Source organism: Dictyobacter vulcani, assembly GCF_008974265.1.
Taxonomy (GTDB): domain Bacteria; phylum Chloroflexota; class Ktedonobacteria; order Ktedonobacterales; family Ktedonobacteraceae; genus Dictyobacter; species Dictyobacter vulcani.
This window is the reverse complement of record NZ_BKZW01000001.1, coordinates 959,038-984,863: the sequence shown is the minus strand read 5'-3', so window position 1 is coordinate 984,863 and position 25,826 is coordinate 959,038. Positions and strand designations below refer to the sequence as shown.

Below are 25,826 nucleotides of genomic sequence, written 5' to 3'. Positions count from 1 at the left end.
AGCAGTGCTCGATGCTCTAACAAGAATTTGTAATATATTATAGCATCAGCAGACCGTTTTCCACTGAGGAGATTACGTAAGAATAGTTTTTAGTTTGCCAATCTATATCGGCATTGCTGTTTGATAGCATGCTACTCAACCCTGGTATTATATCTTTTTTGGAGAGCAATGGACAGATATGGAATCTTTTCCTGCTCTGTAGAACTATTGATGTGCTACCGTTGTGCGTGGAGTTGTGTATGTGGGATCCTGTTTTAGAATTTGTAGCTTGACTTGAGTACTTAGCTCTTGTAAGATAGGCAGCATATCTATAGCAAAAAAATTCCTGGCAATACTATATGTCTGTTTAGCACACTATAGATATTATTTCAATCAGGTGGAATTGACATATCGGTATTTATGGGAAGCATTACAGGAGAATGCCTGATGGCGGTATGGCAGATACGTTTAAGTGGGGATGTACAACCTATAGCCCTGGATGAAGGACTGATATTTATCGGTTGGGAAAAAATTCCCGATTTATCGACAATGAAGTCAAAAGAAGATCTGGCAGTTATATGTGCTAAAAATTACCCTTTAGAGAAATCTGCAACTATTGCGAATTGGGCTGGTCAACTATGGACTTTTCGTGAGAAAATCCAGTCAGGTGACTTAATTATGGTTCCTCTCAAAGGTCGCTCGGCATTTGCTGTAGGTAGAATTACAGGACCGTATCAATATAATCCAGATTTACTATTTAATATACGGCATACACGTACAGTAAAGTGGATTGAGAAGGAGATTCCGCGTTCTATTTTTGAACAGGATATTCTGCGTTCGCTTGGATCTATTTTGTCTGTTTGTCAGATTCAGCGTAATGATGCAGAGAACCGTATTTTAGCTATCCTAAGCAACAGAAAAGGCGTAGAAATTCTCTAAGCTAAAGTGGGATTAACCTGCTGAAACTGCCAATCCTTCTTCTGTGATAATCATTTGAGGTTTCCAATAGCAATCCGTCTAGCGCCCCTTAATGAGTTTGTTTAAGTACAAAATAAGCAATATATACCCTGGTTCTGACAATATTTTGGTCAATATAGAGATAGTGTGATGCTTCAAAGTTGTTGCATCATACTATCTCTATGTATGTTTCTCAGTTGCTTGTAGCAGGCATATACTTCACGGGTTCTATATAAAAGTCTGTGAAACACCTTGCATATCATCACACCTTATGAGCCATGCAGGCTGTCCATAACCTTCAGTGTACTTGAAATAACGTTTTGATTCTACGTTTCTTTTCAAGTCATTTAATTTGATGCATTCTAAATGCCACTCTTCAGGAGCTAAAGGAGTTCGCATAGTAGTTGCTGCACCTGGATTAACTGCATACAAAAGTACAATATCTTCTAAATTAATATTGTATGTAGCTGCATGCTTAAGCAAGTTGACATAGACAGGTGTATCATCCAGATAGTGTGATTCACATCCATATCTGGGAACTTTAATTGAGCCATTTCTTGTATTGTGATACGCCATTTTCTTGATCTTTAGTTCTACAAACCATTCACGATTGTTGGCTTGAATTTTTAGATCTGGTGCTCCCCTGATTTCATCTGGCACTGTTTGAGTTGATGGATGTGAATTTTTAAAATTATCAATTAATGGCTCTGCGTATTTTTGATACGTTGCACTGTATCCTGATTCTATTCGAATTACATCGCAAATTAAATTTGAGATAGGTATGAGTAACTTCTCCTCCAGGCTCCATCTTTGAGAACGTTCATTTTGATATGCTTTACGCCGAGCATCGTCATCTGGATATCTTGGTAACAATTTTAGTCTCCTTCCTTATCTCGACCCATACGGTATTTGATCTCGTAGTTGACGATAAAGTCGAGTTCTTCATCCGTAAAGTGATAGTGTTGTGCTAATATCTGATCGATCTCATTAATGATGTGCTTGGAATGTCTTGGATAGTATTCGTCGTAAATTACTTTCCCCGTGGCTTTATATTGAGCTTCTTTTCTTATCGCATGCTTTTGATAATCCTCCATTAATCTATCCATTATATGGACGAGTGACTCTCGGTATTTTGGCTCTATATTGGCAATTTCTAAAGGGAAACGTTCTATCTCACGGCTAGTGAGATCACGGCAATTTGATAGTAGTATAAACCACCAGAAGAACAAACTACTATTTAGCACTGCCGCAGCAATTGCCGCATCGGTTTCGTTCGCGAACCGTAGTGCTTTTAGATGAGAAGATATTTTTTCACCTCCCCGCTCATTCCAGAAGTATGGGGGAAATGTCATCGCTCTAATCCAATATCGTGGGGCATTATGATAGTATATTAATGTATTTCCTGAAAAACTTAAGGAGATTGGCTTATGCTTACGAATTTTTTTCCAAATGGATTCTTCTAGTAAAGAACTAACTTTGGGGTATGAGTTTTCAAAGCTATAGTTCAATATGGAGAAGTAATGTAGGTTTTGGAATAAGAAAGGCCGGAAATCTTCATTCCAGCAATGGTATTTTGTCATGTACTGCTGAGGTTGATCTGATGATCCCAGAATATAAATAGCGAGCCTTTGATCAACCCCAGCAAATAGTTTTGCTGGTCTAATGCTATATGTTGAAATCCAAAACGGTCTCTTTTGGAATAATTTTATGATGGGTTCCATGCGATCAGTACAGAAGGCAGAATGAGGAATAATCATACCGGACCGTCCCTGGGTAGATAGCAATAACTCATTGCGTTCCATGACAAATGCGTACAAATTCCCGCATGACTCTGTTTGGAAACTCTTTTTAAGAAGAGTGTATTCTGTTTTTACTTTGTTGTATTCAACGTAAGGAGGATTGCCAATAATAACGTCAAATCCACCACGTTTCATGATACTGTAAAACTCTGCGAACCAATGAAATGGCCGGTGCGTTTTACTCCATATCTGGAAGTTCTGCTTGTCCTTTGATAGCCCCATTCTATACTGCTCCGCCAGGTAACAATCGACTTCTGTAACTAAGTCATTAAGATTTTTGCGAAGTTCTGATTTTACCTGATTGTATGTTCCAGAAGCTACTATGTGTTGTGTTTGTATCCGGCGAAATTCTTGATACTTTTGATCTACTGTTTCTGCTTTTCTCTCTATGAGTTCTAATGTGTTGTCAAAATCAAATTGGGAAGAGAGCGCTCTTTTGAGCTCATCGTAATTCGCAAATCCCACTAATGTATTACCAGCGCGGATATTGAAATCAATATCCGGCAAAGGCTCGATGTCATTTATATACTCTAATTGCGCCACAAGCTTCAGATAGAGACGTAATTTACAGATTTCAACAGCTTCTTCCATGATATCCACACCAAAGAGGTTGTTGAGCATAATAGATTTTAATACGAAGTAACGTCGATTTGGATGTTCCTTGACTTGCGTAAGTATTTTACGGAAATCAACATATGCCTCAGCAATGTGTTCCTTATCAAGGACATTAAATTCATTCAGGAAGGACTGCATTCGATCGAGGCAAGCCTCATAAAGAGGTTCAAGAATATTGAGAGCTGTGAAGAGGAATGCACCTGAACCACATGTTGGATCAAGCACTGAGATAGTTGCTAATGCCTCATAGAAAGCGCGTAGCAATTCAGGGTTCTCACAGTTTTCTATGATATCCTGTGCAAACTGACGTAGATCTAAATTATTTGTAATAAAATCATCTACACAACAGATTGCTCCATTTTCAATCTTCTTTCGAACTACTTCGTATTCTTGACGTCGTATGATAACTTCACGCCAACTTTCACCTGGCAATGCGTATACTTCGGGAGCGAGCTTATTCCATTTTGTGTGTCGGTGAGTACTTGCAGAGCTAATTAATATTTCAGGAGGTAAAGAGAGTTCAATGCCTTTACGAGTACCGGGATAAATATAGCGATTAGGATCATCTCTTAAAAGATGCCATAATATATTATTGGATTTAAAGGAAATATTGCAGGACTTTTCGACCTTTTCAAATACAAGTGGAATAATAGTAGCCTTGGAGATATAATCGGTAATATCATCTTTTGTGTAATAAGCTCCCATTTGTCTTTGATTGATGTATTTTTCGAAAATGTAGCCAAGTACATCTGGATTTATCTCATCGTCTTCCCGTAACGGCCTTTCATCTAAGTGCCATTGGTACATCTCAAAAAATTTAAATAATTTTTCGAATGCAGCATCCCCTATTTGTATTTTTGAACCATACATTTCTTCAACGTAATGATATGAAAATAAACTACCCTTAAGGTAAGGTACTTTGCTTAATATTTCATTAACCTCGCTAGACCTCTCATTTTCTGGCTTAGCAATACCTTGAAAGAACAATGTACATAGAAAATCTTTGTAGAAAGAGTCTGCTTTTTTCTGTTGATTCTCTACTAGCTTATTATGTAAGTAATGCGGATCATTATTCAGGAAATTTTTTTTCTGAAGGAAATAGAGAAACATTAAACGATTAAGCAGAATTGATATACCAATGGCGATGCGTATCATCATTAATTCCCTCAATGACTTGATAAAAATGTTTATGCTCTATATTAAACCTATCAAAAAATTTCCTGGTGATCGGCTCTATGTCAAATGCGGTCCGCGCACGGCTTGTGACGTCAAATATTGTAATACTTTCCTCTTCTTCGAAGCTAAAAGTAATATTTTGTAGTTTTTGCATGAGCGAATCGCCTGGTTGACTTACATGATATATATGTTCTGAGCAGGAAATAGGTTTCCCTATGGATCCTTTAGCCCACTGCCATATTTGTGTCGTTTTATCTGTGTCTGTATAGATGATGAAATGCTCGTGGACAGCTTTAGCCAGTTGTCTTTCAATTTTTCTTCTTACGTTGTAGTTAGGAATAGTGCCATCTGACAAAGAATGACAAACAAATGCAACCATACCACGCTTTTGGGCAATTGCCTGTAGGGCAAAGTATTTATTGTCAACTAACACCTCCCTATTTTCTGTGTGACTATCCCATCCAAGGTCTTCACGAAACAATAATCTGAAGTCAAAGTCTTTTAAATATTGTCTGGTGCGCTGAATATTTAATAACATTTTCTATCTGTACCTCTTATTTCATGCAAAGTGCTTAAGATCACTTCCAGGGGACAAGCCTGGGAGGTGAATATTGTTCCGGATTATAAAGAATATGGGCACCACACTCTTTAAGGGTTTCGATACTTCTAGGAAAAGCAGGATGATTGGAGCATGGTGTTGTGATACAATGACCGTTTGTACTACACAACAAAGCCGCCTATGAAGCGGGTTCACAAGCGGCTTGTGTGGTGGAGATGGGGGAGAGTTGAAAACCACGAGTGATGTCAAGTTAAATGTCCTTCCGGGGCGCTTCTCTGCCTTTTTTGAGCTTCATCTGCTATTTATTTTTGTCCAGTTGTGATGAGTAAAGTTTAGTGCAATATGACCTCTAAGATGTCAAAATGGATGTCTGATTTTACATGGTGTGGTCTGTGTCATCGAACAGAATTTTAAAGGGTATGGGTCTGTAAAGCTACTATAGCACTTTTTCGTCTTTGGTTCTAGTTCAATCCCACTACAATTTTGTGGAGGATCTCCATTACTTTGGTTTGCTTACCAGTGTGCACGTTTGGATTATGGTATAATTGCGAACAAGTAAGGTCGTGATTATCTATAGGTTTCTGGTTTGAAAGGGGGCTTTTCTTCTATGACAACACAAGAAGATAGATTGGCTGCGCTTGAACAAAAAGTTGCAGATATAGAGTTAGAACGTCTCTATGAGAAGAATAAAACGTCACAAAGTCCTTCATCTGATCAATTATATGATGCCAGACAGGTAAATCACCGCCTTACTATGCTTCTTGGTATCGCGTCTGGACAAGAGCATCATATCAAGGTTATGGAACAGGACATATCTGAAATTAGGCAAGAATTATCTGAAATTAAACAGGATGTCAAAACTTTACATACTAAGTTTGACCGTCTAGAAAAGTTACTCCTTGATCGTCTCCCGCCTTCTTAGATTTTTTGACATAAGAAAAAGCACCTGGGCTATTTGCTCCGGGTGCTTCTTTTTGTGTTACTACTATTCGATTGAAAGAAAAGCAATTGCTATAACTCCCAGCACAAGGCCAACAACTTGATAAGTTGTTACCTTTTCGTGATAAATGAGCACAGCTACTATAACTGCTCCAATAGCTGAGAGCACAGAAAAAAGGACTGCACCTTTTCCTAATTCTGCACCAGTTCTTAAGCTTACTAACCATGCAGCATTGGCTGCAATAAAACCAGCAATAGACAAAATTGCAAAAGTATATTTGCCACTGATTGCAAATTGTTTGGCTAGTATATCTGCAACCAGTTCAAAAGCTACTAAGATCAGTAAAAAGTACAACCATTTGGGGATAGATGTAAAGAATTGCTGTAGCATCCTGCTTAAATCCTTTCACTTGTTTCCTTTAATCGTTTCTGGTATTTTTGAATAATCGGGGATGGATTATAGTAACTTAAGTTCAGTTCCCATGCATTTTTATCTATGTCATAGCGTGGACTGAAGAATAGTTTTTTCACTAACCTCATGCCGTCGTTTACTTCAGACATATCCTCTGTTGTCCCTGCTGCGAATCCGTATAACTTGTTGATCTTGATTTCAGGATGGTTTATCCAGTGTTCTAGCACGCTATTCAGAAGTAAGCTGAATGAGTTGCTTTTATCTGGCCTGATAACGCAAGAAGTAACATAGCAATTGTATTCTTTACCTGGCTCATAGGTTTGGATGTGATCTGCTGTTATTTGCTGCTCGCTTAAGTCGCCTTTTAGTAGATCAATGATCGTTTCTTCTTCCATTGGTAAGAGAGTCAAGCATCCCCATATGTCCTTACGGTTTTTTTTCGTTGTAGAGTACTCTAATAGCTGTCTGGTTTTTTTGCCACCAGTGGATAGTCCTGGTCGGTGGAACAGAATACTCAAGCCCATATATGTCACAGTCGAGGGCATATATGTATGGCAGGTCTTCAGCTGTTGCCCACGCTGTTTTTCCTGATGGTTGCTTGTGGCTTTCTACGGCTTTGCTTTTATTGACAGTGCTCTTTTTTCGGTTTGCTGTTTTAGACTTTACTTCATCCTGGATCTTTATAAGGTCTTCATAGTTATACTCATACTGGTCTTTTCCTCCGTCGTTAAGCTCTCGCCTTCTTATCCCTCTTGACTCTACATAGTAAAAGAACGATTGTCGCTGCACACCTAATAAGGCTGCGCCTTCTTTTGATGAGATGTATCTTTCCTGACTCATGATTTGACTCTCCTTTTTTAGCCTCTTACAGATATTATAGTCAGATTAGTAAAATTAGTCAAATTCAGTCAGTTGATATTAAGAAAGTATTAAGATGAAGTCAACTTATATTATTTGAGTCAAAAAGAGTTGACAGAACATAAGTTGACTGACTATAATTGTGAATGTGAGGTGATTGAGTCAAACAAACAAAACTGACTCATGAGAGGTTAGGTCTGTAGGTTAGTTTTTCGATTTAAGAGAGGAAGCTTAGTATGGAACGATGTGAGTGCTGCCAGGAAGAGCATGAGGGCTTAGTTCCTGTTATCAATTCGCTGGGTCCTTCTTCTGAAGTTGAATTATTCTGTGTTAATTGTGCTGAGGTTGTACATTTTGAAACATTTGATGTCTTGTTCCTTTGGAGTCCTGTATCTTTTAAGTCGCTTGTTCAAGGTCGAACGGTTGGTACGTTGGTTGCTTAGTAAAAGGAGTTTAGGATGTTCTCTTTAATGCTGCCCTGGTTGATCATTGCGGTGCTCATTGGTGTTGTGATTGGTTTAGTCGGTGGTTTTTTCCTGGCGTCCTCCCTGACAAGGAAGCATTATAGTCATTTTCAGGAGGTGCATACACAACCTGTTCAGCATGCTTTTCCTCGGCCTGTCAGTCGCTATCTTGATGAAAATGAAGTGTATATGCGTCCTCGACGCTAAGGAGGTCGGGCCTATGCGTAGTTGCTTTGACTGCAATAGAAGCGGGATCCGCCTTGTTGAAGTCAAGGTGGGTCCATATCTGATCTATGTCTGTACAGATTGTAAGAAGAAACGGAAAGCGCATAAGTAGGGATGTTGAGCTAGGTCTGGTACACCTAGCCCAACGGTCGAGTACTAGTTTCACTGCTGTAAGTTTAGCTAGGTCCTCCCTGTGATTCTCTCACATAGGACCTGGTTGAGGCAAGGAGGTCCTATGCGCAAACTGCTTCTTATCGGATTGGTGATTATAGTTGCGGTCTTGCTGTATCCCTCGTTTCAGGCCACAGCACAGCATCAATCAAGCTCAAGCTCTTCGGTTACCAGTTATGTCTCGATGGCTCGTCAAGCGGCGACTGATGCAGGTATTCCTCCTGATCTCTTTGAGCGGCAGATTCAGCAAGAGAGTAAGTTTGATCCTCGTGCGCTCTCTAAAGCTGGTGCGCAAGGGATTGCACAGTTTATGCCTGCAACGGCTCATTCTCTTGGTATTGATCCCTGGAATCCTGAACAGGCGTTGAAGGGGGCTGCTCGTCTGATGGCCTCCTACAACCAGATGTATCACGGCAATTATGCGGCTGCTCTGGCTGCTTATAATGCTGGTCCTGGCAATGTCGCCACGGCAGTTGATCAATGTGGATCACAATGGCAACGCTGCCTTCCTGCAGAAACACAAAACTATATCACTGTCATTTTGTCTGGACAACAACATTAAGAAAGAAGAGGTGTTCCTATGGCTCTCGTATTAACAGGTGTGATCAATGGCATTCGTCCGGTTGGTGGCGTTATTGAGGCTGGTTCTCGCGCTGGTGAGCAGTGGCATTTCCTCTCCATTGAAATTACTGATCCTCGCTATGGTCGCGTCTATTCCTGCCAGCTGCGAAGCAATGATCGTCAATACAAGGAATTGGTGGACATTAAACCGGGCAAAGATGATAAGGGCCGTGATGTTGAAATTCACACGCTCAAAAAAGAGTTAGCTGATCATAAAGTCAAAGTGACCTTTGTCAGTCAGTCAGCTGGTGAACGCGAAATAGAAGACAAGTCAACGGGCGAAAAGCGCACTATCCTGCAAGTTCGCACCCAGGTCACCAACTTACGTGATCTCGGCCTCTCCGAAGATGATGACGAATAATCTGTTTGTACTGCGGTTGTCCCTACTTGGGATGACCGCTCTTCTTGCCACTTCAGGCAGAAAGTGAGATCAAGGCTATGTCATTAAGTGAGTATGAAAAATCACTCATTCCACCGCCTCCAGTTCCGAATTATACCGATACACAGGAGTTCGCTGACCTGGTGAAAGAAAATCCGGCGGCTGCTTATACTGAGGGACTGGGACGGGCGATCAATGCCTCACGCCAACAGCGTGCTCCTCGACCTGGCTTCTTCGGTCGGCTGCGCTCGGCCTTTAGTAATGATGAGGACCCAGGAGCCGGGGCTGCGGTTTCTCGCGCTCCTCGTCCAACGGCTCCGTCCACGAGCACAGAAGCACTACCAGCAGATTATTCCATCGAGACACAATCTGCGGTGGGTCCCCGTTTGAATACCTCATTGATGACTCCTGAGCAGTTACGGGTCCGGCGTATGAACCTGGTCGAAGGGCTAAGTTCGGACGGCCTGCACATGAACGCTTTATGCTCTTCCTTCTCAAGTTCTGGCTCTTCATTGGGCCGATTGCCTTTGTTGCTCTGACTACTTCAGAAGTTGCCTATGTGTTGACTCGTCTGGTCCCAGCTGGTGACACTGCTGATTATGTCATTGCGGGTGGTGCGCTTTTCATCGACCTGGCCATGATGTTTGTCACCTTTGGTGTGGCGATTAAACGGCGTGATCTGGAAGAGAAACGCGAGTCCGGTGGCATTGTGAGCAAACGTGAAGAGGGTGAGATCTGGTTGGACTGTACTGGTATGTGGCTGGTCTTCGCTGCCATTAATATTATCAGTCAGGCGGCCTTCCTGCTGCATGTCATCTCACAAAATCCTGGGGCTAATACGAATATGACCATCCTCTATGTGTTTGTTGCCTCGCGTGTTGCTGGTTTCATCCTGGGTGATGCGTCGACCGCCTTCTTCCTCGCCAAAATAGATGGTAGCCGCTTAAACTGATCGCCCGTGGTGAGCGCGAAAAAGGCACAATCTACCGCGAGATCGCCCAGGCTGAAGGTGAGCGCAAAACGATTGAGGCCAAAGCTGAAACAGAAATTCTCCTGCTGCAAATCAAAGTTCAGCAAGAGAAGGAAGACGCCGAATTTCTTGCTGAATTGAAACGCCAGGTCTTCAAGGATATTCTCAGTAATCGGCGCGCACCTGCTCCGCCTGAACTCAATGAACCATCTCGGTCCCGTATGCGTCGACTCGATCAATAATTTTTTATCTCTTTTCTCTTTTCTCCTGGCTCTTTTAGCGCCAACCGCCAACCGCCCGGTTCATGAGGTGCGCCCGTCGCTCCCGTGGTCCGGGCCTTCCTCCCCATTAAGAAATAGCAAGAGGTTTTTTTCATGGAAACAAACATTCTAGACGAGCAAGCCAACACTCCTGAGGCATTATCTGGCTTCCTGAGGCATAAACATTCACGTTTGATACTGTTTCCCTGTGACGGTGCGAAGCAAGCGTTCTACCTGTACACCTGTGCCAGAATTGGAATGGCGACGGTGCTAAGGAAGCATCTGAGTATATCACCTTGGCACCGTCGGCATGGAATGCACTGCACAGAGTGTCCAGGTGGAGACGCTAGTCACACGACACGCTGGTCAGTTCTCTCAGCTTTTACGCTGGCTTTCCTCTCACGTTGGCATACGGACGGCACCCCACGAAACCAGTAACACGTGGGGTGCAAAATACCTGCTCTTTCTCTCTTTGTTCATTCCTGGAGGTGTCGCAATGATAACCTATGATGTGGCCTCTGGCGGTTCTGGCCGACGGCCGATTTCCCGTTTACTGATGATATTGAAGCATCTTCTCCACTGCTGGCCGCCCTGGCTTTGATGCAACGATATCGACTCAAGCATGTGGCACGTGTGGCGGTGGCTGCTCCTGATGGTGTGATTACACGCTGGGCTGATGGGTTGTCTCTCATTCTGGAAGAAGCAACGGAAGAACAGGAGGTGCAGTAATGGGAAAAGATAGGCTTCTGGTCTCTCCTGTGGAATTAAAAGCGGTTAACCACAACTCGGACACCTTCTTTGTGAACTTTAAGTTCCTGGATCGGATGGCCGTCCCAATGGTGAGCCGCTCCCTGATCATATTGCTGATCAGCTGGATACCTGGCAGAAGACCGCACGAAAAGAACATACACATGTACCAACGTCGCTGACCTTTACCTATTGGGCAGGTGATCAGACGTACAGTCAAACCTTGATGATGCGTGAACATGGGTCAAGTCCCTGGTCCTGGCTGCTCTACTCGGATGATGTGAAAATCAACCTGTCCTATGGCACACTGAAAGGGAATGTGTTCTGTCAGGCGCGTTTCTCCTCGCACCTGTTGCATATGATCGGGCCGGAACAATCCATTGTGGCAACTGAGTCGATGCTGCATGAGTTCATTGGTGAATTGTTCCATCAGCAAGCCTCTGAAGTGCATTTATGTCTGGATCTTCAGGGCTTTGACTTCTCCACGCTGTGCATCCATGATCCTGACCGCTTCCCGTTCGTCTCTCGCGTGACCAATATTAGTGATCGCCCGCTCCCTCCGACGAATGAGGAACAAGAGGGGGGGCTTACTGACCTGGGCTATGCCAAATTGCAGCAACAGATTGAACAGGACAAGCATGAACTTGAACAGGAGTTGTTTTTGCAACCTGCGTTACGCACGACACACCGACGGATTGCCACGCTTGATTTTGGTTCTCATGCCTCGGAACTTTCAGCACAGATTTATAACAAGACCTTAGAAATCAAAAAGCATCAGAAACAATGGTTTGAAGCGATCTGGCGGTCAAATGGTTGGGATGGCGTTTCAGAGATTTGGCGTATTGAGTTCCGTTTTAAGCGGAAGTTTCTGAATAAATATGATCTGAATGAAGCATTCTCGGTGATTGAACAATTTGAAGCACTCTGGAAATATGCCACGGAAGAATGGCTCCGCTTTGTGGATCTGAACCAGTCCAGTGACTCGAATACCTCCCGTCTGCCGACACATCCAGTCTGGGAACTGGTCCAGCAGGCGTATAGTGTCCAGCATGACACCTGCACAGCTGATCCAGCTGGCGAACAAGAGAACCGTCTTCAGCAGATTATTCAGGAGAAGCCTTTGCAGGTGGTGAAACAGGCCGAATATATCCGTCTGGATGAGGAAGTGCAAACGGTACTGACCTGGTCGGATGAGGAACTGCACCTGCTGGTGCTCGCTGAAAAGGGGCCTTTGACCTGGTCGCGCTGTCTGCTCTCGGTGGCCTTCCTCACCTTCATTCTGGAAAAGCGGTGTATGACTGAAGTGAGCGCACAATATGCAGCATTGGAAGAAAGCCTGCGTGATATTCCGGTGGACGTGCTGCGCGATCTGGCACGCTCTACCTTGGCCGGGCTGTCTCCTGATCAGCTGACCCAACTACTTGACCATCTCTCTCCGAAGTCCTTTGAAGAAGTGCTTACCACATTGGTCAAGCGAGATCGGCGCATGGCAAAGCTTGAAAGTCTGATTGCGCTCCTGGCTGGTGCGTTTCGTTCAGCTGTTGCCCTGGCTCCTCCTGATGAGATTGGCGAGGTCAGTAGCATTTCAGGTCAGCGGGTCCGTCAACCAGACCTCTACTCTGATGCTCTATGGGTCCTGAAAAAAATGCAGGACTATGATAAGAAAAAGGAACGGGTCTATTGTGAAGAGGTCTGGAAAAAGCGTCTAGCCTATGGCTTTATCACGGCGCAACGGCTGGAAGAAGAGCGGAAATACTACGGCGTTGACCTGGCTCCGTCCGAGATCAACACAATATTCGACGAATTGCGCTCTCCGCGCAACCAGATAGAAAAGAAAAACAGAGTTCAAGCTGATGACAATGGTTTAATTGATATTGCATAGGAGGTGCTATATGGCTCGTAAGAAGAAAGTTTCGACTGCTCAACCTTTACTTTTGAGCGTGGCTGATGTGGCTGTTATGATTGGTGTTTGCCGTACAACGGTATACCAATATCTCTATTATGAGGGATTGCCTTCTATGCTCATACGTGGTGTTCGTCGTATTCATCCTGACTCTTTGCAAGATTGGCTTAAATCTCACGAGGAATTGATTGCTTAGATTTGGTTCTTGTCTCGTGATTTTGCAAGGGTGCGAGGCTAGTTTTTGAGGAGTATATTCATGGTAAAAAAAGGGCGTCGCGGGCATGGTGAAGGTACTGTCACTCAACGCAAAGATGGTCGGTGGCATGGTGCTTTTTATTCTGAGGATGGTAAGCGGCATTTTGTCTATGGTTCTACACAGCAAGAAGCATTGGCTAAGCTTCGTAAAGCTCAACGTGAAGATGAGCAAGGAATGTTAGTCACTGGACCTAATTTGAAGCTCGGTGCTTACCTGGAACAATGGTTAGAAGAAGTTCAGAAACCTACTTTGCGGGTTAGTAGCTATGTGAAGTATAGAAAGCTGATTAACTCTTATATTGTTCCTGCTCTGGGTGGTTTCCAGCTACAGAAGTTGATGCCTCAACATGTACAAGCTTTGTACACAAAAATGGGCAAAAAAGGTTTGTCCCCTAAAACCATACAGAATGTTCACGGTCTTTTGCATAATGCGCTTGATAATGCTATGCGGTGGAACCTGGTTGCACGTAATGTAACGAGTATGGTTAAACCTCCTCGTATTAGGAAAAAAGAGAAACAGTCTGTGAATTTAGAACAAGCTCGCGCCTTGATGCTGGCAGCTCGTGGGGATCGTTTAGAGATGTTTATTGCTCTGGCTCTTACCACGGGTATGCGTCGAGGTGAGTTGCTAGCGCTTCGGTGGTCTGATGTTGACTTAGATAAGCATGTGTTGCATGTTCGTCGTACTGTTGATTTCATTGCCCGCTATGGCTATGTGGAGAATGAACCAAAAACAGAACGTAGCCGTCGTGATATCCTGCTCCCTTTGTTTGTGGTCACGATGTTAAAAGCTCACCGGGTTAGCCAGTTAGAGCAACGGCTTAAAGTAGGTAGTGATTGGGTTGATCTTGATCTTGTGATTTGTGGGTTAGAAGGTAACTATCTGAATCCTCGTTATATCTTGAAGATGTTTGCTAAGCTTTTACAAAGTGCTGGCCTGCCTCATATGAGAATACATGATCTTCGTCATAGTGTTTTGTCTCTCCTGGTTGGTATGCAGATTGATCCTCTGTCTGTGCAGGAACTTGCGGGCCATGAAGACATCACTACAACATTGGGTGTTTATGGTCATGTCAATTATTCTATGCTCCAATTCATAGCAGATAAGTTTGATGAGGTTTTCAAACAGGATTGGATGTCAGATGATGTCAATTGAGCTTTGGATGTCAGAATGGATGTCAAACACAAGTATGTAGCAAGAGAGAGTAAAAGAAAGCCGCCTGTGAAGGGTTCACAAGCGGCTTGTGTGGTGGAGATGGGGGAGAGTTGAACTCCCCGTCCAAATAGTCCTACCGAGGAATGTACTACAGGCTTAGTCGATGTTTTCTTGGACGCTTTGGTCTCCCACCGACAGGATACCTTCGCGCTGGCCCACTAGTCTTTTATGACGATTAGTAGACGGTCGTCGTCATAGCACCTCATGTTTATGGCGCCTGGATCCCAACCCCATGAGGGAAAGTTGGGTAGACGTCGTGTCGCTACTTCTTAGGCAGCGAGAGCGAAGTTATTGGTTGCTGGTTTGGCAACTAATGTTTTGTCGGTTGTTTAACGAGAGTGCGTACCGACACCTCGACCTGCAATTCTTCAATCTGACTACCTGTCGAAACCCGACACCCCCAGATGAAGAAATCTTTCAATACATGCTGGCTTTTGAAGGTCCAGGATGCGTTTGATGTACTCAATATTATAGCATGGAGGTTGACAATTAGCACTATTATGTGCTTTTTTGTTCTGTTGTATAATGATTTGCGTTGCCTGTACTTGGACTATTTTTACTATAAGGTAGGTGGATATTTATGGCCGGGTTTCAACGCTCGTTGCTGCGTATTGCTCACCGTGGTGGCTCTCAACTTGCGCCAGAGAATACGTTGGCGGCTTTTCGTAATGCTTTGACGATGCCTGTGGATATGGTTGAGCTGGATGTACAGCTGAGTAGTGATGGCCAGCTGGTTGTCTTTCATGATGCTACGATGGAGCGTCTGACCGATGGTGAGGGCAATATACTGGACCTGGACTTTGCGTATCTGCGTTCATTGAATGCCGCGGCCCATTTTGCTGGTGGGTGGCCACAGACAGAACAGATGCCGACTCTGCGCGAGGTACTGACACTGGCGCGCAATCGTACACGTGTCTGTATAGAGATTAAGTTTAGCGAGCGCGATGGAAACTATGGCCGCTATCCTCATATTGCTGAACTGGTGGTGCGGGATCTGCGGGCGACGAAGATGGTGGATCAGGTCATTGTGATTTCTTTTGATTGGGTGATGCTGGCTAAATTGCGCCGCCTGGAAGCTGATCTGGTGACAGGCGCGATTGTGAGCGATAATCTCTGGTCCGCAGATGATGATCCTCAATTGGTGAAACTGGCGAAGCAGATAACGCTGGCCGGCTGTAACTGGATCCATCTGGATCGGCAGCTTTTTACTCCTGAAATCCTGTCCCTGATTCATCATAATGGTTTTAAGCTGGGTATCTGGACCGTCAATGAGCTTGCGGAATTGCATATGCTGGCGGATGCTGGTGTGGATTCATTAACCACCGATCGTCCTGACCTTTTTGCGTATCTCTAGCCTTTTACTGCATATGGCTTTCTAGGGTACTCACAATTAAGTAATGGTTCAGCGTATGAATGTGTCTGCTCTGAATAGTTATCCGTTTGTATTACCAGAAAGAGCAATGGTACCATGTCCTATAGCTCGTACTCGAGGGTATGTTATAATGAGCCCCGAATACCAGCCATAGGGCGGGTTGAATCTCTGTTGTGAGTGGAGAATCTGAGGCTATGCAGCAATCTGAAATCGCATTAAAAGAGCACGCGTCTGAGCTGGCTGCTCCTGAATCGTTATCGAAGCATATTGATATCACGATCGTCGTTCCTTTGATGAACGAGCAAGAGAGCATTCGTATTCTGTTTGAAAGAATACAGGCGCAAATCGAGCAACTTGGTAAAGCGTATGAAATTATTTTTGTAGATGATGGTAGTACAGATAAAACCTTTGAGGTTTTAAAAGCCCTTCATGAGGAAAACCCGGGAATCGTGCGTGTGGTGCGCTTCCGCCGTAATTTTGGTAAGACCCCTGGGCTCGTGGCCGGTTTCGAGCGTGCCCGTGGCGATGTCATTTTTACCATGGACGGCGATTTGCAGGATGATCCGCAGGAGATTCCACGGTATCTGGAGAAATTGGATGAAGGTTACGACCTGGTGACAGGTTGGAAGTTTCCTCGCCTGGATCCTATCTCCAAAACGTTTCCTTCGCGTATCTTCAATGGTGTGGTCAGTCAACTGACGGGTGTGCATTTGCACGACATTAACTGTGGCTTTAAGGCGTATCGACGCGAAGTTATTGAGGATCCACAGCTGAAGCTTTATGGCGACTTCCATCGCTTTATTCCCGTTATTGCCAAGTCCCGCGGTTTCCGGGTGGCGGAAATTAAAGTTACTCATCACCCCCGGCAGTTTGGTGTCTCCAAGTTTGGCGCCAAGCGTTTTGCCCAGGGATTGATCGACCTGCTGAACATTCTGTTCCTGACCACCTACCTGCGCCGACCACTGCGTCTGTTTGCCACCCTCGGCTTCTGGGCTTTTGTGTTAGGTGTGCTGGTTGATCTCTTTATAGTCCTGCGCAGTTACTTCTGGATTCACGAGCCGATCCACCAGCAGCCGATGCTGTTCGTTGGTATTTTGCTGATGATCTTTGGTGTGCAGTTCTTCCTGGCAGGCTTACAGAGTGAGATGATTCGTCACTATGCCTTTGAGACAGACGAAGAATATAGTATCAGACAGGAACTTCTTTAATGCCGGGGAAGCTCCTTTCAGGATCGGGGCAACGGGTATGCCGGAGGTGGCTACCCGTTGGGGGATGTGGTGTTTTCCTGGCTTTGTGGGGCGTACTGCCAATGATGGAAAGAGGTGCAGGGGGTGAGTAAGGAAATCTGGCGTAAGCGTCTTGTTTATGCACGAGATCGTTTATGTTTGTATCCGGAGCCACAGCCGCTGCCGCGTACACGTACATTCTGGGTGATGACGGGCCTGATCACGCTGGCTGTCGTCTGCTTTTGTGTTTTCTATATCTCTTATATGGGCGCTCGCCACCTTGCCTTCCAGACGAATGCTGAAGATTTTGGTATTATGGATCAGTCAATCTGGAATACCTCCCATGGAAATATTTTGCATGATAGTATTTGCAATATTAAAGGTGATACGAATTGTGCATCACCAGATGGCTATGTGCGTTTCGCTATACATTTTGAGCCGATCTTATTTCCTATTTCCTGGCTGTATTTTCTCTGGTCTGATCCTCGCGTCTTATTTTTCCTGCAAACTCTCGTTGTTGCATTGGGAGCATATCCAGCCTTCTGGCTGGCTCGTTTACGCTTGCGCAATGAATGGCTTGGGGGCGCATTTGCTTTTCTCTATTTGCTCTATCCAGCGCAGTTACAGGCTACTACATCTGATTTTCATGCGGTGACCTTAACAACCGCCTTCTTGTTATTTACACTCTATTTTATGTATACACGTCAGACGTTGTGGTTCTTTGTCTTTGCGATCCTGTCTATGGCATGTAAAGAGAATATACCCCTGGTTGTGGCGAGTATAGGTTTGTGGTCTGTACTTTTTCAGCGTCGTTGGAAGAGTGGTCTGGCTCTGGCATTGCTGGCGTTGGTCTGGTTTGTTGTGGCGACAAAAGTGATTATGCCACACTTCAGTCCAACTGGTTTACCGCTACTCAGTGGTCGTTACGGAGGGACTGGCGGGGCTGGTTTGCTGCTCAAAGATGCTTTGTTTCATCCAATAAACTTTCTGCATACCTATGTGTTTGAGTATAAGCATCTATCTTATATTCATGCTGTGCTGGCACCAGCTGGCTACATTCCAAAACCACATGGTGGTGGGATTTTCTATTTGCCCATGCTAGCACCATGGATATTGGTGATGGGCTTACCTTCGCTGGCGGTTAATATGTTAAGCTCAAATTCACAGCAATATAGCGGTTTGTTTCATTATAATGCTGACCTTGTGCCGATCATTATTTTCTCGACCATAGAAGCTCTGCTAGTTGTGCGCTGGCTCGTGCAGATAAGTCTGGCGGGACTGGCCCGCCGAGGTGTAGACGCCTCATCTTTACAATTTCCAGGCAGTCGCTGGTTCAATCAGCATGTGTTGTCTGCGATATTGATAAGCTTATTACTTGTCGGAGTGCTGGGGAGTACTCTGCGTACTGATTACTACTTTCATGGACAGTTACCTGTTTCGATTGGCTTTCAGTGGCCACAGGCATCAGCCCATGAGGCATTGGCACAGAAGTTTATGGCTATGATTCCAGAGGATGCCTCTGTCTCGGCTCAGACAAAGCTGGTACCGCATCTTAGCCATCGAAAAAATATCTACATGTTTCCCTACGCAGTTGATACCACGCTCACGGGAAAACAATATGCTGATAAACTAGCTGACTACGTTTTGTTAGATGTAACTGGCGATATTTATCCATATTTTGAGTCACCGCAATATATTACCCAGGTGAAAAGCGTGCTGGCAGAAGGAAAGTATGGCGTCCTGGCCGCACAGGATGGTTATCTTTTGTTGAAGCGTGGCCTTCGGGCACCACATACCTTACCCAGAACAGGGCAGGCTCAGAATCCAGCCTCCCGGTTATTTGATTTACCGCCAGGCTTCTGTTCTAATATCTATGTTTCTGAAAAAGAGGTCCAGAATCCTCTGCAAGTCCAGTTCCAGCAAAAAGACGGCGGGAAAATGCAGCTGATTGGTTATCAGGTAGGGGCGAGTAGTCCATTTAGCCGGACGAATGGGTACGGAACATTGACGACATACTGGCGTGTTGATCAGGTTGGCAAACTGCCATTGCAGGAGCTCATTCTGTTACGTGGGGACAATGGACATGAATACTTTGTCAGTACAGATGTATCAGACCTTGCCTGGTGTCCGACTCAGACCTGGAAACCCGGCTCTATCGTGCGCCTGACGAGCCGCACATTTAATCTACAAAAGAGTGGTATAGCAAATGGGCTAGCACAAATGTCCATTGCCCTTTTACCACAAGCACAAACATCGAGTACAATAATGGATGTACAAGCCCGGCTGCCTTTGCAGGTTTTGAATGCGCCAGGTACAGTTAGCGTCAATCAAAGTACGAAGGCGTTGCAATTGATGCCACTAACTATTGTCGACTAATGTCTGACCGGCGGCATCACCAGGTCTTTATGGCATGCCCGCAGTAGAATGAAAGAGGATGTAGGATGGGCATTTATTTAGGTCAACTCCTGCCCGCGGAAATCGCGCGCTTAAAAGCTGAATTAGCTGAGACGCTGATCGCAAATTTCTGCTATCCGCGTTTTTTTGATCATCGTACCGAGTCATTACAGATGCGTCCGGTTGACCGTGCCAAGCGCCAGGAAGTATGGCTCTACCTCAGCTCTGTTGATTTTACTGCCTGGGGCCGCGTTGACCTGACAACAGCTGATTTTCAGCATCAGGTAGAGCGCCTGTTTATTCAGTTTGTCCAGCGCAATCGTAACTTCTTTGGAGATCAAGGTCGCCGCCGTATGTCTGATATTCGTTTGTTGATCAGCACATGTGCATCGACTGTGGCGCAGAATCTGCGCAATCATTTAACGAATCAGAAGCCTGCCGCGGGTAGTGCTCCCTTTGGTAGTCCACGTCCAGTTGCTTCCTGGGCAACTCCAAGCATTAGTGGCAAAGCTGAGCTTACCTGGGAACAGATCTCGTCTTCGACCTTGCTTTTACAGCAGCAGCTTCAAGAGATTCGTGGTGAAGGCAAGCCAGCCGCCGCCGCTCAGGCGCAGACTCCAGCTGCAGTTGGAGCTGGAGCAAGTTCAGCGAAACACTACTCGACTAATGGGGCCTCACGCTCGGCAACAGCAAATCCTGCCAGTATACCGCAGCAGAAAGAGTCTGGCACACCAGCAGCACCAAAACCCACCACATCTGCCGCGCAACCCGTCGCGCCAGCAGCTACTACCAGAGGAACAGCAGCACCAGCAGCTACCGTAGTGACTTCGCCCGCCACCAGGACGGCCCAGCAGGCTGAGGCAGCGCCACGTAAGTTAGATTCCTTGTCTCAACCTCATGATACTAAGACGGCTGCTCCAGTTAATCGCAGCTCGCAGCCAACTGCAGCTCCTGTTGCTCCGGTACCGGTAGCTCCTACGCCAGCTGCAGCTCGATCCAATGGTACAAACGGAACCCATCCTCCTACATCGCCGCCAGGAGAGACCATGCCGTCACCTGTCGTTGCGCCACCAGCATCTAAAACAGCAACCATGAGTCCATCTCGCAATCTGTCGCCATCGAGCTCTTCTCTTACTTCATCAGCTTCTATGGCGGCCGCAACTGCGAAGGATGCGCGTGAGATGATGTCGGTTGGTGAGGATGATGTGGCAATTTTTGAACAGATGCGCCACCAATTGATTATCTGGTTACGGGTTGAAGCCATTAGCGCGGGTTTAGAAATTACCAGTCAGAGTCCAACTCAGTTATTAGAAATGCTTCGTCAGCAAGCTCGTTTTGATGAGACCCGTCTCCAGGTTGTCTCAACATTATTAAACCTGTCTAATCAGGTGATCAAAACCGGTCTGGTAACTGTGCTGGACTATAAACAGGCGCTCATGTTCCACTTGATGCATACACGCCGCCAATAATAGCACCTAAAGATAATCATTATCCTCTATGTTTTAGCACAAGGATAATGATTATCGGGTGTCTGTGACGGTGCTCTCCCGGGTATATTGATGTCAGGACGCGGTTGAGGAGGCAGAGGCTGTGATCATCGGCAACAAATCCTTTAACTGTTTCATCCAGGTCTGTCCTAACAGGCGACGCGGAATGCGAATGACGCCTTGCTGGACCCTCGCTTCATTGCGGAAGCGTCGATAAAGGATAATGCGGTTAGGGACGATATCTCGTTTGACGGTTAAGACAAACTCATTATCTTTGACCGAAATAGCCTCATAGCCCAATTGAGCCGCTTCAACTTTTAAGTTGACCAACTCAAGCAGATTACTGACCTGTTCCGGCACAGGACCAAAGCGGTCCGTCATCTCGGCAGTCATGGCTTCGACCTGGTGTGCATCTTTCAGGTTGGCTAAGCGTTGATAGAAATTCACCTTTAACGTACGATCTCCAATATATTCATCTGGCAGATAAGCATCAATGGGCAGATCGACGGATGTGGTTGCCGTTCCTATTTCCGCCTGCTTGCCCTGTAGTTCCTGGACAGCATCGGAGAGCAATTTACAGTAAAGATCAAAGCCAACAGAATTCATAAAGCCCGATTGTTCAGCTCCCAATAAGCTACCAGCGCCGCGAATCTCTAGATCCTTCATCGCGATGCGGAAACCTGCACCCAATTCGGTGGCCTCAAAGATCGCTCGTAAGCGCTTTTCCTGAATGGGGGTCAATTTGGCATTCCTGGCATAGAAGAAATAGGCATATGCCTGCTGAGTGGCACGTCCGACGCGTCCACGCAACTGATAGAGCTGAGAAAGTCCAAAGAAGGCCGCATTATTCACGATAATCGTATTGGCATTAGGAATATCCAGACCGTTCTCAATGATGGTCGTCGAGATGAGCACATCATAATCCCCATTCGAGAAACCCACCATGACCCGTTCGAGTTGCTCCTCATTCATCTGTCCATGCCCAACGATAATGCGTGCTTCCGGAATCAGGCGTTGCAGTTTTTGTGCCAGCACCTGGATACCCTGAACCCGGTTGTGCACAAAGAAGACCTGCCCACCGCGATCAATCTCGCGTAAGATAGCCTCGCGGATCAAGGCGTCATCATACTCGCGAATGGTCGTACGAATCGGCAGGCGTTCCTGTGGTGGGGTCTCAATGATACTCATATCGCGCAAATTAACCAGGGACATATGCAGGGTACGGGGGATAGGGGTTGCCGTCATCGTTAAGACATCAATTTCTGTACGTAGTTGTTTTAAGCGTTCTTTATGAATCACACCAAAACGCTGTTCTTCATCCACAACCAGTAAGCCGAGATTCAAAAACACGACATCTTTTTGGATGAGGCGATGTGTACCAATAATAATATCGACTTTGCCCAGCGCCAGATCTTCCAGAACCTGTTTTTGTTCTTTTTCTGACCGGAAACGGCTGAGCAATTCTACGCGTACTGGATACGCTTTTAAGCGCTCTTTGAAATTATTATAATGCTGCAGGGCCAGGACAGTCGTAGGTACCAGGATGGCTACCTGGCGCTGATCCAGGACGCATTTAAAGGCCGCTCGGAGTGCAACCTCGGTCTTGCCATAACCAACGTCACCGCAGACCAGGCGATCCATTGGTCGGGGACGTTCCATATCAGCTTTGACTTCATCGATAGAGCGCTGTTGATCGGGCGTCTCTTGATAAGGAAAGCCGTCTTCTAGTTCTTGTAGCCATGGTTGTTCGCTATCAGGTGGAAATGCATGTCCCTCAGCAGCTTCACGGGCGCTATAGAGTCTGAGCAACTCACGAGCCACTTCCTGGACATTCTCTTTGACTTTTGATTTGGCCCGCGTCCATTCTGTCGTCCCTAATTTACTTAAAGCGGGTACTGAATCCCCCATACCAATGTAGCGGGTGATACGATCTAACTGGTCGGTAGGAATATAGAGTTTATCAGTTCCCGCATAATGGATCAGCAGGTATTCGCGTTCGACGCCCGTCAGATTCATTTTGACCAGGCCCTCGAAACGTCCGATACCATGTTCCTGGTGAACGACATAATCCCCGGGATTGACCTCGGCTAGAAATGAGGCGGGTGTGACAGGTTTACGGCGTTGAACGTTGCGGCGTTTGGACCAGCCAAAGATCTCCGTATCGGTGTAGACATACAGTGCCAGCGAACGGGACTGCCAGCCCTCGGTTAATTGCCCCTGAATCAAGGTCAGGGTACCAGCCTCTGGCAACTGATTGATATGTGTTCCTGGACTGACATCGATGGTGTGGTCTTGCAGAATAGCTTCATCGCCCAGAACTTCGGCCATGCGTCGTGCCTGCATCGTTACGATAACCACGCGATCGCGATTATCTAACGCCTTGCGGCAATCCTGTACAAAAGCGCGTAAGCGACCACCATAGGAATTGGCACTATGACAGGTTGGCACCAGATTCTCAGTTCCTCCCTGCTGGCGTGCATCAAAGTCGCTTTCGGCGGTTGAAAGAACATCAGCGAAGCGAAGTTGTCGGCGTTGCTGGATCTGAGGTTCTATGCGTTTCCAATCCAATGCCGCCTCGCGCAGGTGGGCAGGATTTTCCCGCTCCTTCTCATGTTGCTCACGGGTTTCTTGTGCCTGTGACTCGAGTTGCGCGATATGATTCTGGATACTGGCAGGATTATCTAATATCAGTAAACCATGGCGTGGGAGATAATCAATAATGCTAGCTGGAGTATGCAGATAGGGAAGGTAGAAGGCGATATCCTCAAATGAGCGTCGCTGATTCAGTAACTCGATATCGTTTTTCCAGCGTGCTTCGGCGTCTTTATTCAGGAGGCGGGTATCGAGTTGAGCGAGTTCTTTGATCGCTTCCGGCCCACGGGCGGGCAGCGCTTCACGGGCAGGTCCCAGGGTACAGCTTTCGATCGTATTGAGAGAGCGTTGCGTCTCTTGATCAAAGGTACGGATCGATTCAATTTCATCACCAAAAAACTCCACACGCACTGGACGTGGCAGTGTTGGTGGAAATAAGTCTATGATGCCACCGCGATGACTAAATTGTCCTGGATCTTCAACTTCCGCAACTGGCTCATAACCAAGATTATACAGATGCTCAATCAGCATATTTAGATCGACTTCCTGACCAGTCTGGAGACGGAAGATGGCCCCCGCAAGTTCCTCTGGAGGAATGATCAACTGCGTTAAAGCACGCGCAGAGCAAACGACGACTGGCGTACGCTCGCGTTCAACCATCGCCATCAAGGCCTGCATGCGCTGCTGTGTTGTCAGAGCATCTCCAATCAGACGCTCATAAGGAAGGGCGTTGCGGTCTGGTAGACAAAAGACATCGCTCGGATTTGGCACAAAACTTTTGAGTATCTCAACCGCCTGCGTGGCTTCATGTTCATCACTGACCACCAGCAAAATCGGTTGTTTGAATGATACTGCCAGGCTAGCGACGACATAAGGGCGTGCGGCCTCGGTAATCCCCGTAAGAGCTGGAATGCCTTCTGTATTTTGCAGTTTTTCGCTGAGACGGCGAAATTCTGGCCTTTGTGTGAGTATTGTTAATAAACCCTGTAGTGTCAATTCATCCTCCAGCAGTGGGCAGACAGTATAAACAGCACCCCCTCCGCAACTTCAGTGGGGGTGTCGTGAGTATCGTCTCTATTCTGTACTTTTGTTATCATATACCGTACTGACCCCCCCGGCGTCTAGACAAAACGGTACACAGTACCTCTTTTGTCTTATGATAGCTTCATTCGAAGTTATGTCATATTAAGTTTATGAAAGCTTTTGAACGTATCTTTATTATAGATATACCAAACAACTAACCGTTTTGAAGATGCGTGAAGATTACTGCGGAGCAGGCATGGTGGCGATGCGTGTAATGTCCGCAGCTAATTCCAGTAATGTACTGCGCAATTCTGGTGGTTCGTGAACGATAAAGGGTAAATCGAGTCCGATCAGATAGCGGGCCAGGGAGGGTAAGTGCACATGATGACTTTGCAGCAGTACACCATATGGAGTTTTCGCCAATGTTCCATGGGTTGAAGGGATCTTATGCTGTACTTCGTAGAGTTCGGCTTGAAACTCTATCGTTACCTTCCATCTCTGTTGGGTATCGTACCCAGACGTTCAATAATATACGCCTGATAATCAAAATTCGGATTCGGCACAAATTCGGTTGTAAGTAGTTGTACCTCTTGCATCCGATCCAGGCGAAACATCCGCTGCTCTTGACGCAGCATACAATATCCAACCGCGTACCAATGACCCTTCCAACCCGCTACCGCGTATGGTTCAAACTCGCGTTGTGTGAGTTGATTATGATGAGAACGGTAGGCAAACTTGATGCGACGATGTTCATGAATTGCAGTGCTAAGTTCGATCAGCAAACTGAGCGCGGGACGGCTCTCCTGCTGGTGTGGCGAAAGCAGCATATGTGTAGAGATAGCCTGCAAGCGCTCGCGTCCTTTTGCTGGTAAAACACGATAAACCTTGGCGAGCGCTCCTTCTACGCTGACAGCAGGAAAGTCAATTTCCAGCCAGGATGTGCCCAGCAGACCCAGAACCACGGCGGTGGCTTCATCTTCTGTAAACAGGAGGGGAGGGAGTTTAAAGCCAGCTCGTAAACGATACCCACCACCGGGACCACGATTGCCTTCAATGGGCATGCCCATATCTTGCAACATACCAATATAGCGACGTACCGTGCGCGGCTCTACCTCAAGGCGCCGTGCCAGTTCATCTCCACTTAGATGAAGATGCGTTTGCAGTAATTCAAGAATGGTCAACAGACGCGTGGTTGGATGATACATAGAAAACCTCTTCCCTGACTGG

25 protein-coding genes and 1 other RNA gene are annotated in these 25,826 nt (G+C 45.9%); 16 read left to right on the top strand and 10 right to left on the bottom strand.

Going from position 1 to position 25,826, the window contains the following annotated elements; translation table 11 throughout:
- Positions 1-426 precede the first annotated feature (426 nt).
- Positions 427-918, top strand: coding sequence for a restriction endonuclease (locus tag KDW_RS04120; RefSeq protein WP_151754789.1), 492 nt, complete (start codon positions 427-429; stop codon positions 916-918).
- A 246-nt stretch (positions 919-1,164) separates the two neighbouring features.
- On the opposite strand, the gene KDW_RS04115 is transcribed toward KDW_RS04120, so the two are convergent.
- The 3 genes from KDW_RS04115 to KDW_RS32645 are packed head-to-tail and all read right to left on the bottom strand — an operon-like array spanning position 1,165 to position 5,064.
- Entirely contained in the window at positions 1,165-1,809 is a 645-nt protein-coding gene (locus tag KDW_RS04115) for a hypothetical protein (RefSeq protein ID WP_151754788.1), read from the bottom strand.
- Positions 1,810-1,811: 2 nt separating this feature from the next.
- Positions 1,812-4,508, bottom strand: a complete 2,697-nt coding sequence (locus KDW_RS04110; protein ID WP_198925187.1) for an Eco57I restriction-modification methylase domain-containing protein — start codon at positions 4,506-4,508, stop codon at positions 1,812-1,814.
- Complete coding sequence (locus tag KDW_RS32645; RefSeq protein ID WP_198925186.1) at positions 4,468-5,064, bottom strand: hypothetical protein; 597 nt, start codon at positions 5,062-5,064, stop codon at positions 4,468-4,470. The genes KDW_RS04110 and KDW_RS32645 overlap by 41 nt, the downstream gene beginning before the upstream one ends.
- 628 nt (positions 5,065-5,692) lie before the next feature.
- Here KDW_RS32645 and KDW_RS04105 point away from each other — a divergent pair.
- On the top strand, positions 5,693-6,007 hold the full coding sequence (locus KDW_RS04105; protein ID WP_151754787.1) for a hypothetical protein: 315 nt from the start codon (positions 5,693-5,695) through the stop codon (positions 6,005-6,007).
- A gap of 63 nt (positions 6,008-6,070) precedes the next feature.
- Here the strand turns inward: KDW_RS04105 and KDW_RS04100 are convergent, their stop codons facing one another.
- Genes KDW_RS04100 through KDW_RS04090 form a run of 3 tightly spaced genes read right to left on the bottom strand, consistent with a single transcriptional unit; the run spans position 6,071 to position 7,276 of the window.
- The gene (locus KDW_RS04100) at positions 6,071-6,415 is read right to left on the bottom strand and encodes a hypothetical protein (protein ID WP_151754786.1); all 345 of its coding nucleotides are present in this window, start codon (positions 6,413-6,415) and stop codon (positions 6,071-6,073) included.
- Positions 6,416-6,420: 5 nt separating this feature from the next.
- Positions 6,421-6,846 carry a hypothetical protein gene (locus tag KDW_RS04095; protein ID WP_151754785.1) on the bottom strand — a complete coding sequence of 142 codons (426 nt, stop codon included), beginning with the start codon at positions 6,844-6,846 and terminating at the stop codon, positions 6,421-6,423.
- A gap of 16 nt (positions 6,847-6,862) precedes the next feature.
- Entirely contained in the window at positions 6,863-7,276 is a 414-nt protein-coding gene (locus KDW_RS04090; protein ID WP_151754784.1) for a hypothetical protein, read from the bottom strand.
- Between the two features lie 476 nt (positions 7,277-7,752).
- Here KDW_RS04090 and KDW_RS04085 point away from each other — a divergent pair, with 476 nt between their 5' ends.
- From KDW_RS04085 to KDW_RS04045, 10 genes are all read left to right on the top strand, one after another.
- Positions 7,753-7,965, top strand: a complete 213-nt coding sequence (locus KDW_RS04085) for a hypothetical protein (RefSeq protein ID WP_151754783.1) — start codon at positions 7,753-7,755, stop codon at positions 7,963-7,965.
- Between the two features lie 253 nt (positions 7,966-8,218).
- Positions 8,219-8,716 (top strand): lytic transglycosylase domain-containing protein, encoded by a 498-nt coding sequence (locus KDW_RS04080; RefSeq protein ID WP_151754782.1) that lies wholly within the window; start codon positions 8,219-8,221, stop codon positions 8,714-8,716.
- A gap of 18 nt (positions 8,717-8,734) precedes the next feature.
- The gene (locus tag KDW_RS04075) at positions 8,735-9,136 is read left to right on the top strand and encodes a hypothetical protein (protein ID WP_151754781.1); all 402 of its coding nucleotides are present in this window, start codon (positions 8,735-8,737) and stop codon (positions 9,134-9,136) included.
- 77 nt (positions 9,137-9,213) lie between these two features.
- On the top strand, positions 9,214-9,693 hold the full coding sequence (locus tag KDW_RS04070) for a hypothetical protein (protein ID WP_151754780.1): 480 nt from the start codon (positions 9,214-9,216) through the stop codon (positions 9,691-9,693).
- The gene (locus KDW_RS04065; RefSeq protein WP_151754779.1) at positions 9,636-10,106 is read left to right on the top strand and encodes a hypothetical protein; all 471 of its coding nucleotides are present in this window, start codon (positions 9,636-9,638) and stop codon (positions 10,104-10,106) included. Before KDW_RS04070 ends, KDW_RS04065 begins: the two co-directional genes overlap by 58 nt.
- Positions 10,107-10,981: 875 nt before the next feature.
- The gene (locus KDW_RS34820; protein ID WP_269822427.1) at positions 10,982-11,113 is read left to right on the top strand and encodes a hypothetical protein; all 132 of its coding nucleotides are present in this window, start codon (positions 10,982-10,984) and stop codon (positions 11,111-11,113) included.
- Positions 11,113-11,313 (top strand): hypothetical protein, encoded by a 201-nt coding sequence (locus KDW_RS04060; RefSeq protein WP_151754778.1) that lies wholly within the window; start codon positions 11,113-11,115, stop codon positions 11,311-11,313. The genes KDW_RS34820 and KDW_RS04060 overlap by 1 nt, the downstream gene beginning before the upstream one ends.
- A gap of 44 nt (positions 11,314-11,357) precedes the next feature.
- Complete coding sequence (locus KDW_RS04055) at positions 11,358-13,013, top strand: hypothetical protein (protein WP_151754777.1); 1,656 nt, start codon at positions 11,358-11,360, stop codon at positions 13,011-13,013.
- A gap of 10 nt (positions 13,014-13,023) precedes the next feature.
- The gene (locus KDW_RS04050) at positions 13,024-13,230 is read left to right on the top strand and encodes a helix-turn-helix domain-containing protein (RefSeq protein WP_151754776.1); all 207 of its coding nucleotides are present in this window, start codon (positions 13,024-13,026) and stop codon (positions 13,228-13,230) included.
- 60 nt (positions 13,231-13,290) lie between these two features.
- Entirely contained in the window at positions 13,291-14,445 is a 1,155-nt protein-coding gene (locus KDW_RS04045; protein WP_151754775.1) for a tyrosine-type recombinase/integrase, read from the top strand.
- Between the two features lie 91 nt (positions 14,446-14,536).
- Here KDW_RS04045 and ssrA read toward each other — a convergent pair.
- Positions 14,537-14,907, bottom strand: a transfer-messenger RNA (tmRNA) gene (gene ssrA, locus KDW_RS04040).
- Positions 14,908-15,085: 178 nt separating this feature from the next.
- Between ssrA and KDW_RS04035 the strand changes: the two genes are divergently transcribed.
- The 4 genes from KDW_RS04035 (at position 15,086) to KDW_RS04020 (ending at position 20,966) form a co-directional block, all read left to right on the top strand.
- Positions 15,086-15,859, top strand: a complete 774-nt coding sequence (locus tag KDW_RS04035) for a glycerophosphodiester phosphodiesterase (RefSeq protein ID WP_151754774.1) — start codon at positions 15,086-15,088, stop codon at positions 15,857-15,859.
- Positions 15,860-16,071: 212 nt separating this feature from the next.
- On the top strand, positions 16,072-17,085 hold the full coding sequence (locus KDW_RS04030) for a glycosyltransferase family 2 protein (RefSeq protein WP_151754773.1): 1,014 nt from the start codon (positions 16,072-16,074) through the stop codon (positions 17,083-17,085).
- Between the two features lie 123 nt (positions 17,086-17,208).
- Positions 17,209-19,479: a DUF2079 domain-containing protein gene (locus KDW_RS04025; RefSeq protein WP_151754772.1), complete on the top strand. Its 2,271-nt coding sequence runs from the start codon at positions 17,209-17,211 to the stop codon at positions 19,477-19,479.
- A gap of 65 nt (positions 19,480-19,544) precedes the next feature.
- Positions 19,545-20,966, top strand: coding sequence for a hypothetical protein (locus KDW_RS04020; RefSeq protein ID WP_151754771.1), 1,422 nt, complete (start codon positions 19,545-19,547; stop codon positions 20,964-20,966).
- A 93-nt stretch (positions 20,967-21,059) separates the two neighbouring features.
- Here the strand turns inward: KDW_RS04020 and mfd are convergent, their stop codons facing one another.
- From mfd to KDW_RS04005, 3 genes are all read right to left on the bottom strand, one after another.
- On the bottom strand, positions 21,060-24,572 hold the full coding sequence (gene mfd / locus KDW_RS04015) for a transcription-repair coupling factor (protein ID WP_151754770.1): 3,513 nt from the start codon (positions 24,570-24,572) through the stop codon (positions 21,060-21,062).
- Between the two features lie 267 nt (positions 24,573-24,839).
- The gene (locus KDW_RS04010) at positions 24,840-25,022 is read right to left on the bottom strand and encodes a hypothetical protein (RefSeq protein ID WP_151754769.1); all 183 of its coding nucleotides are present in this window, start codon (positions 25,020-25,022) and stop codon (positions 24,840-24,842) included.
- A gap of 62 nt (positions 25,023-25,084) precedes the next feature.
- Positions 25,085-25,804, bottom strand: coding sequence for a helix-turn-helix transcriptional regulator (locus KDW_RS04005; protein ID WP_151754768.1), 720 nt, complete (start codon positions 25,802-25,804; stop codon positions 25,085-25,087).
- Positions 25,805-25,826: the final 22 nt, after the last annotated feature.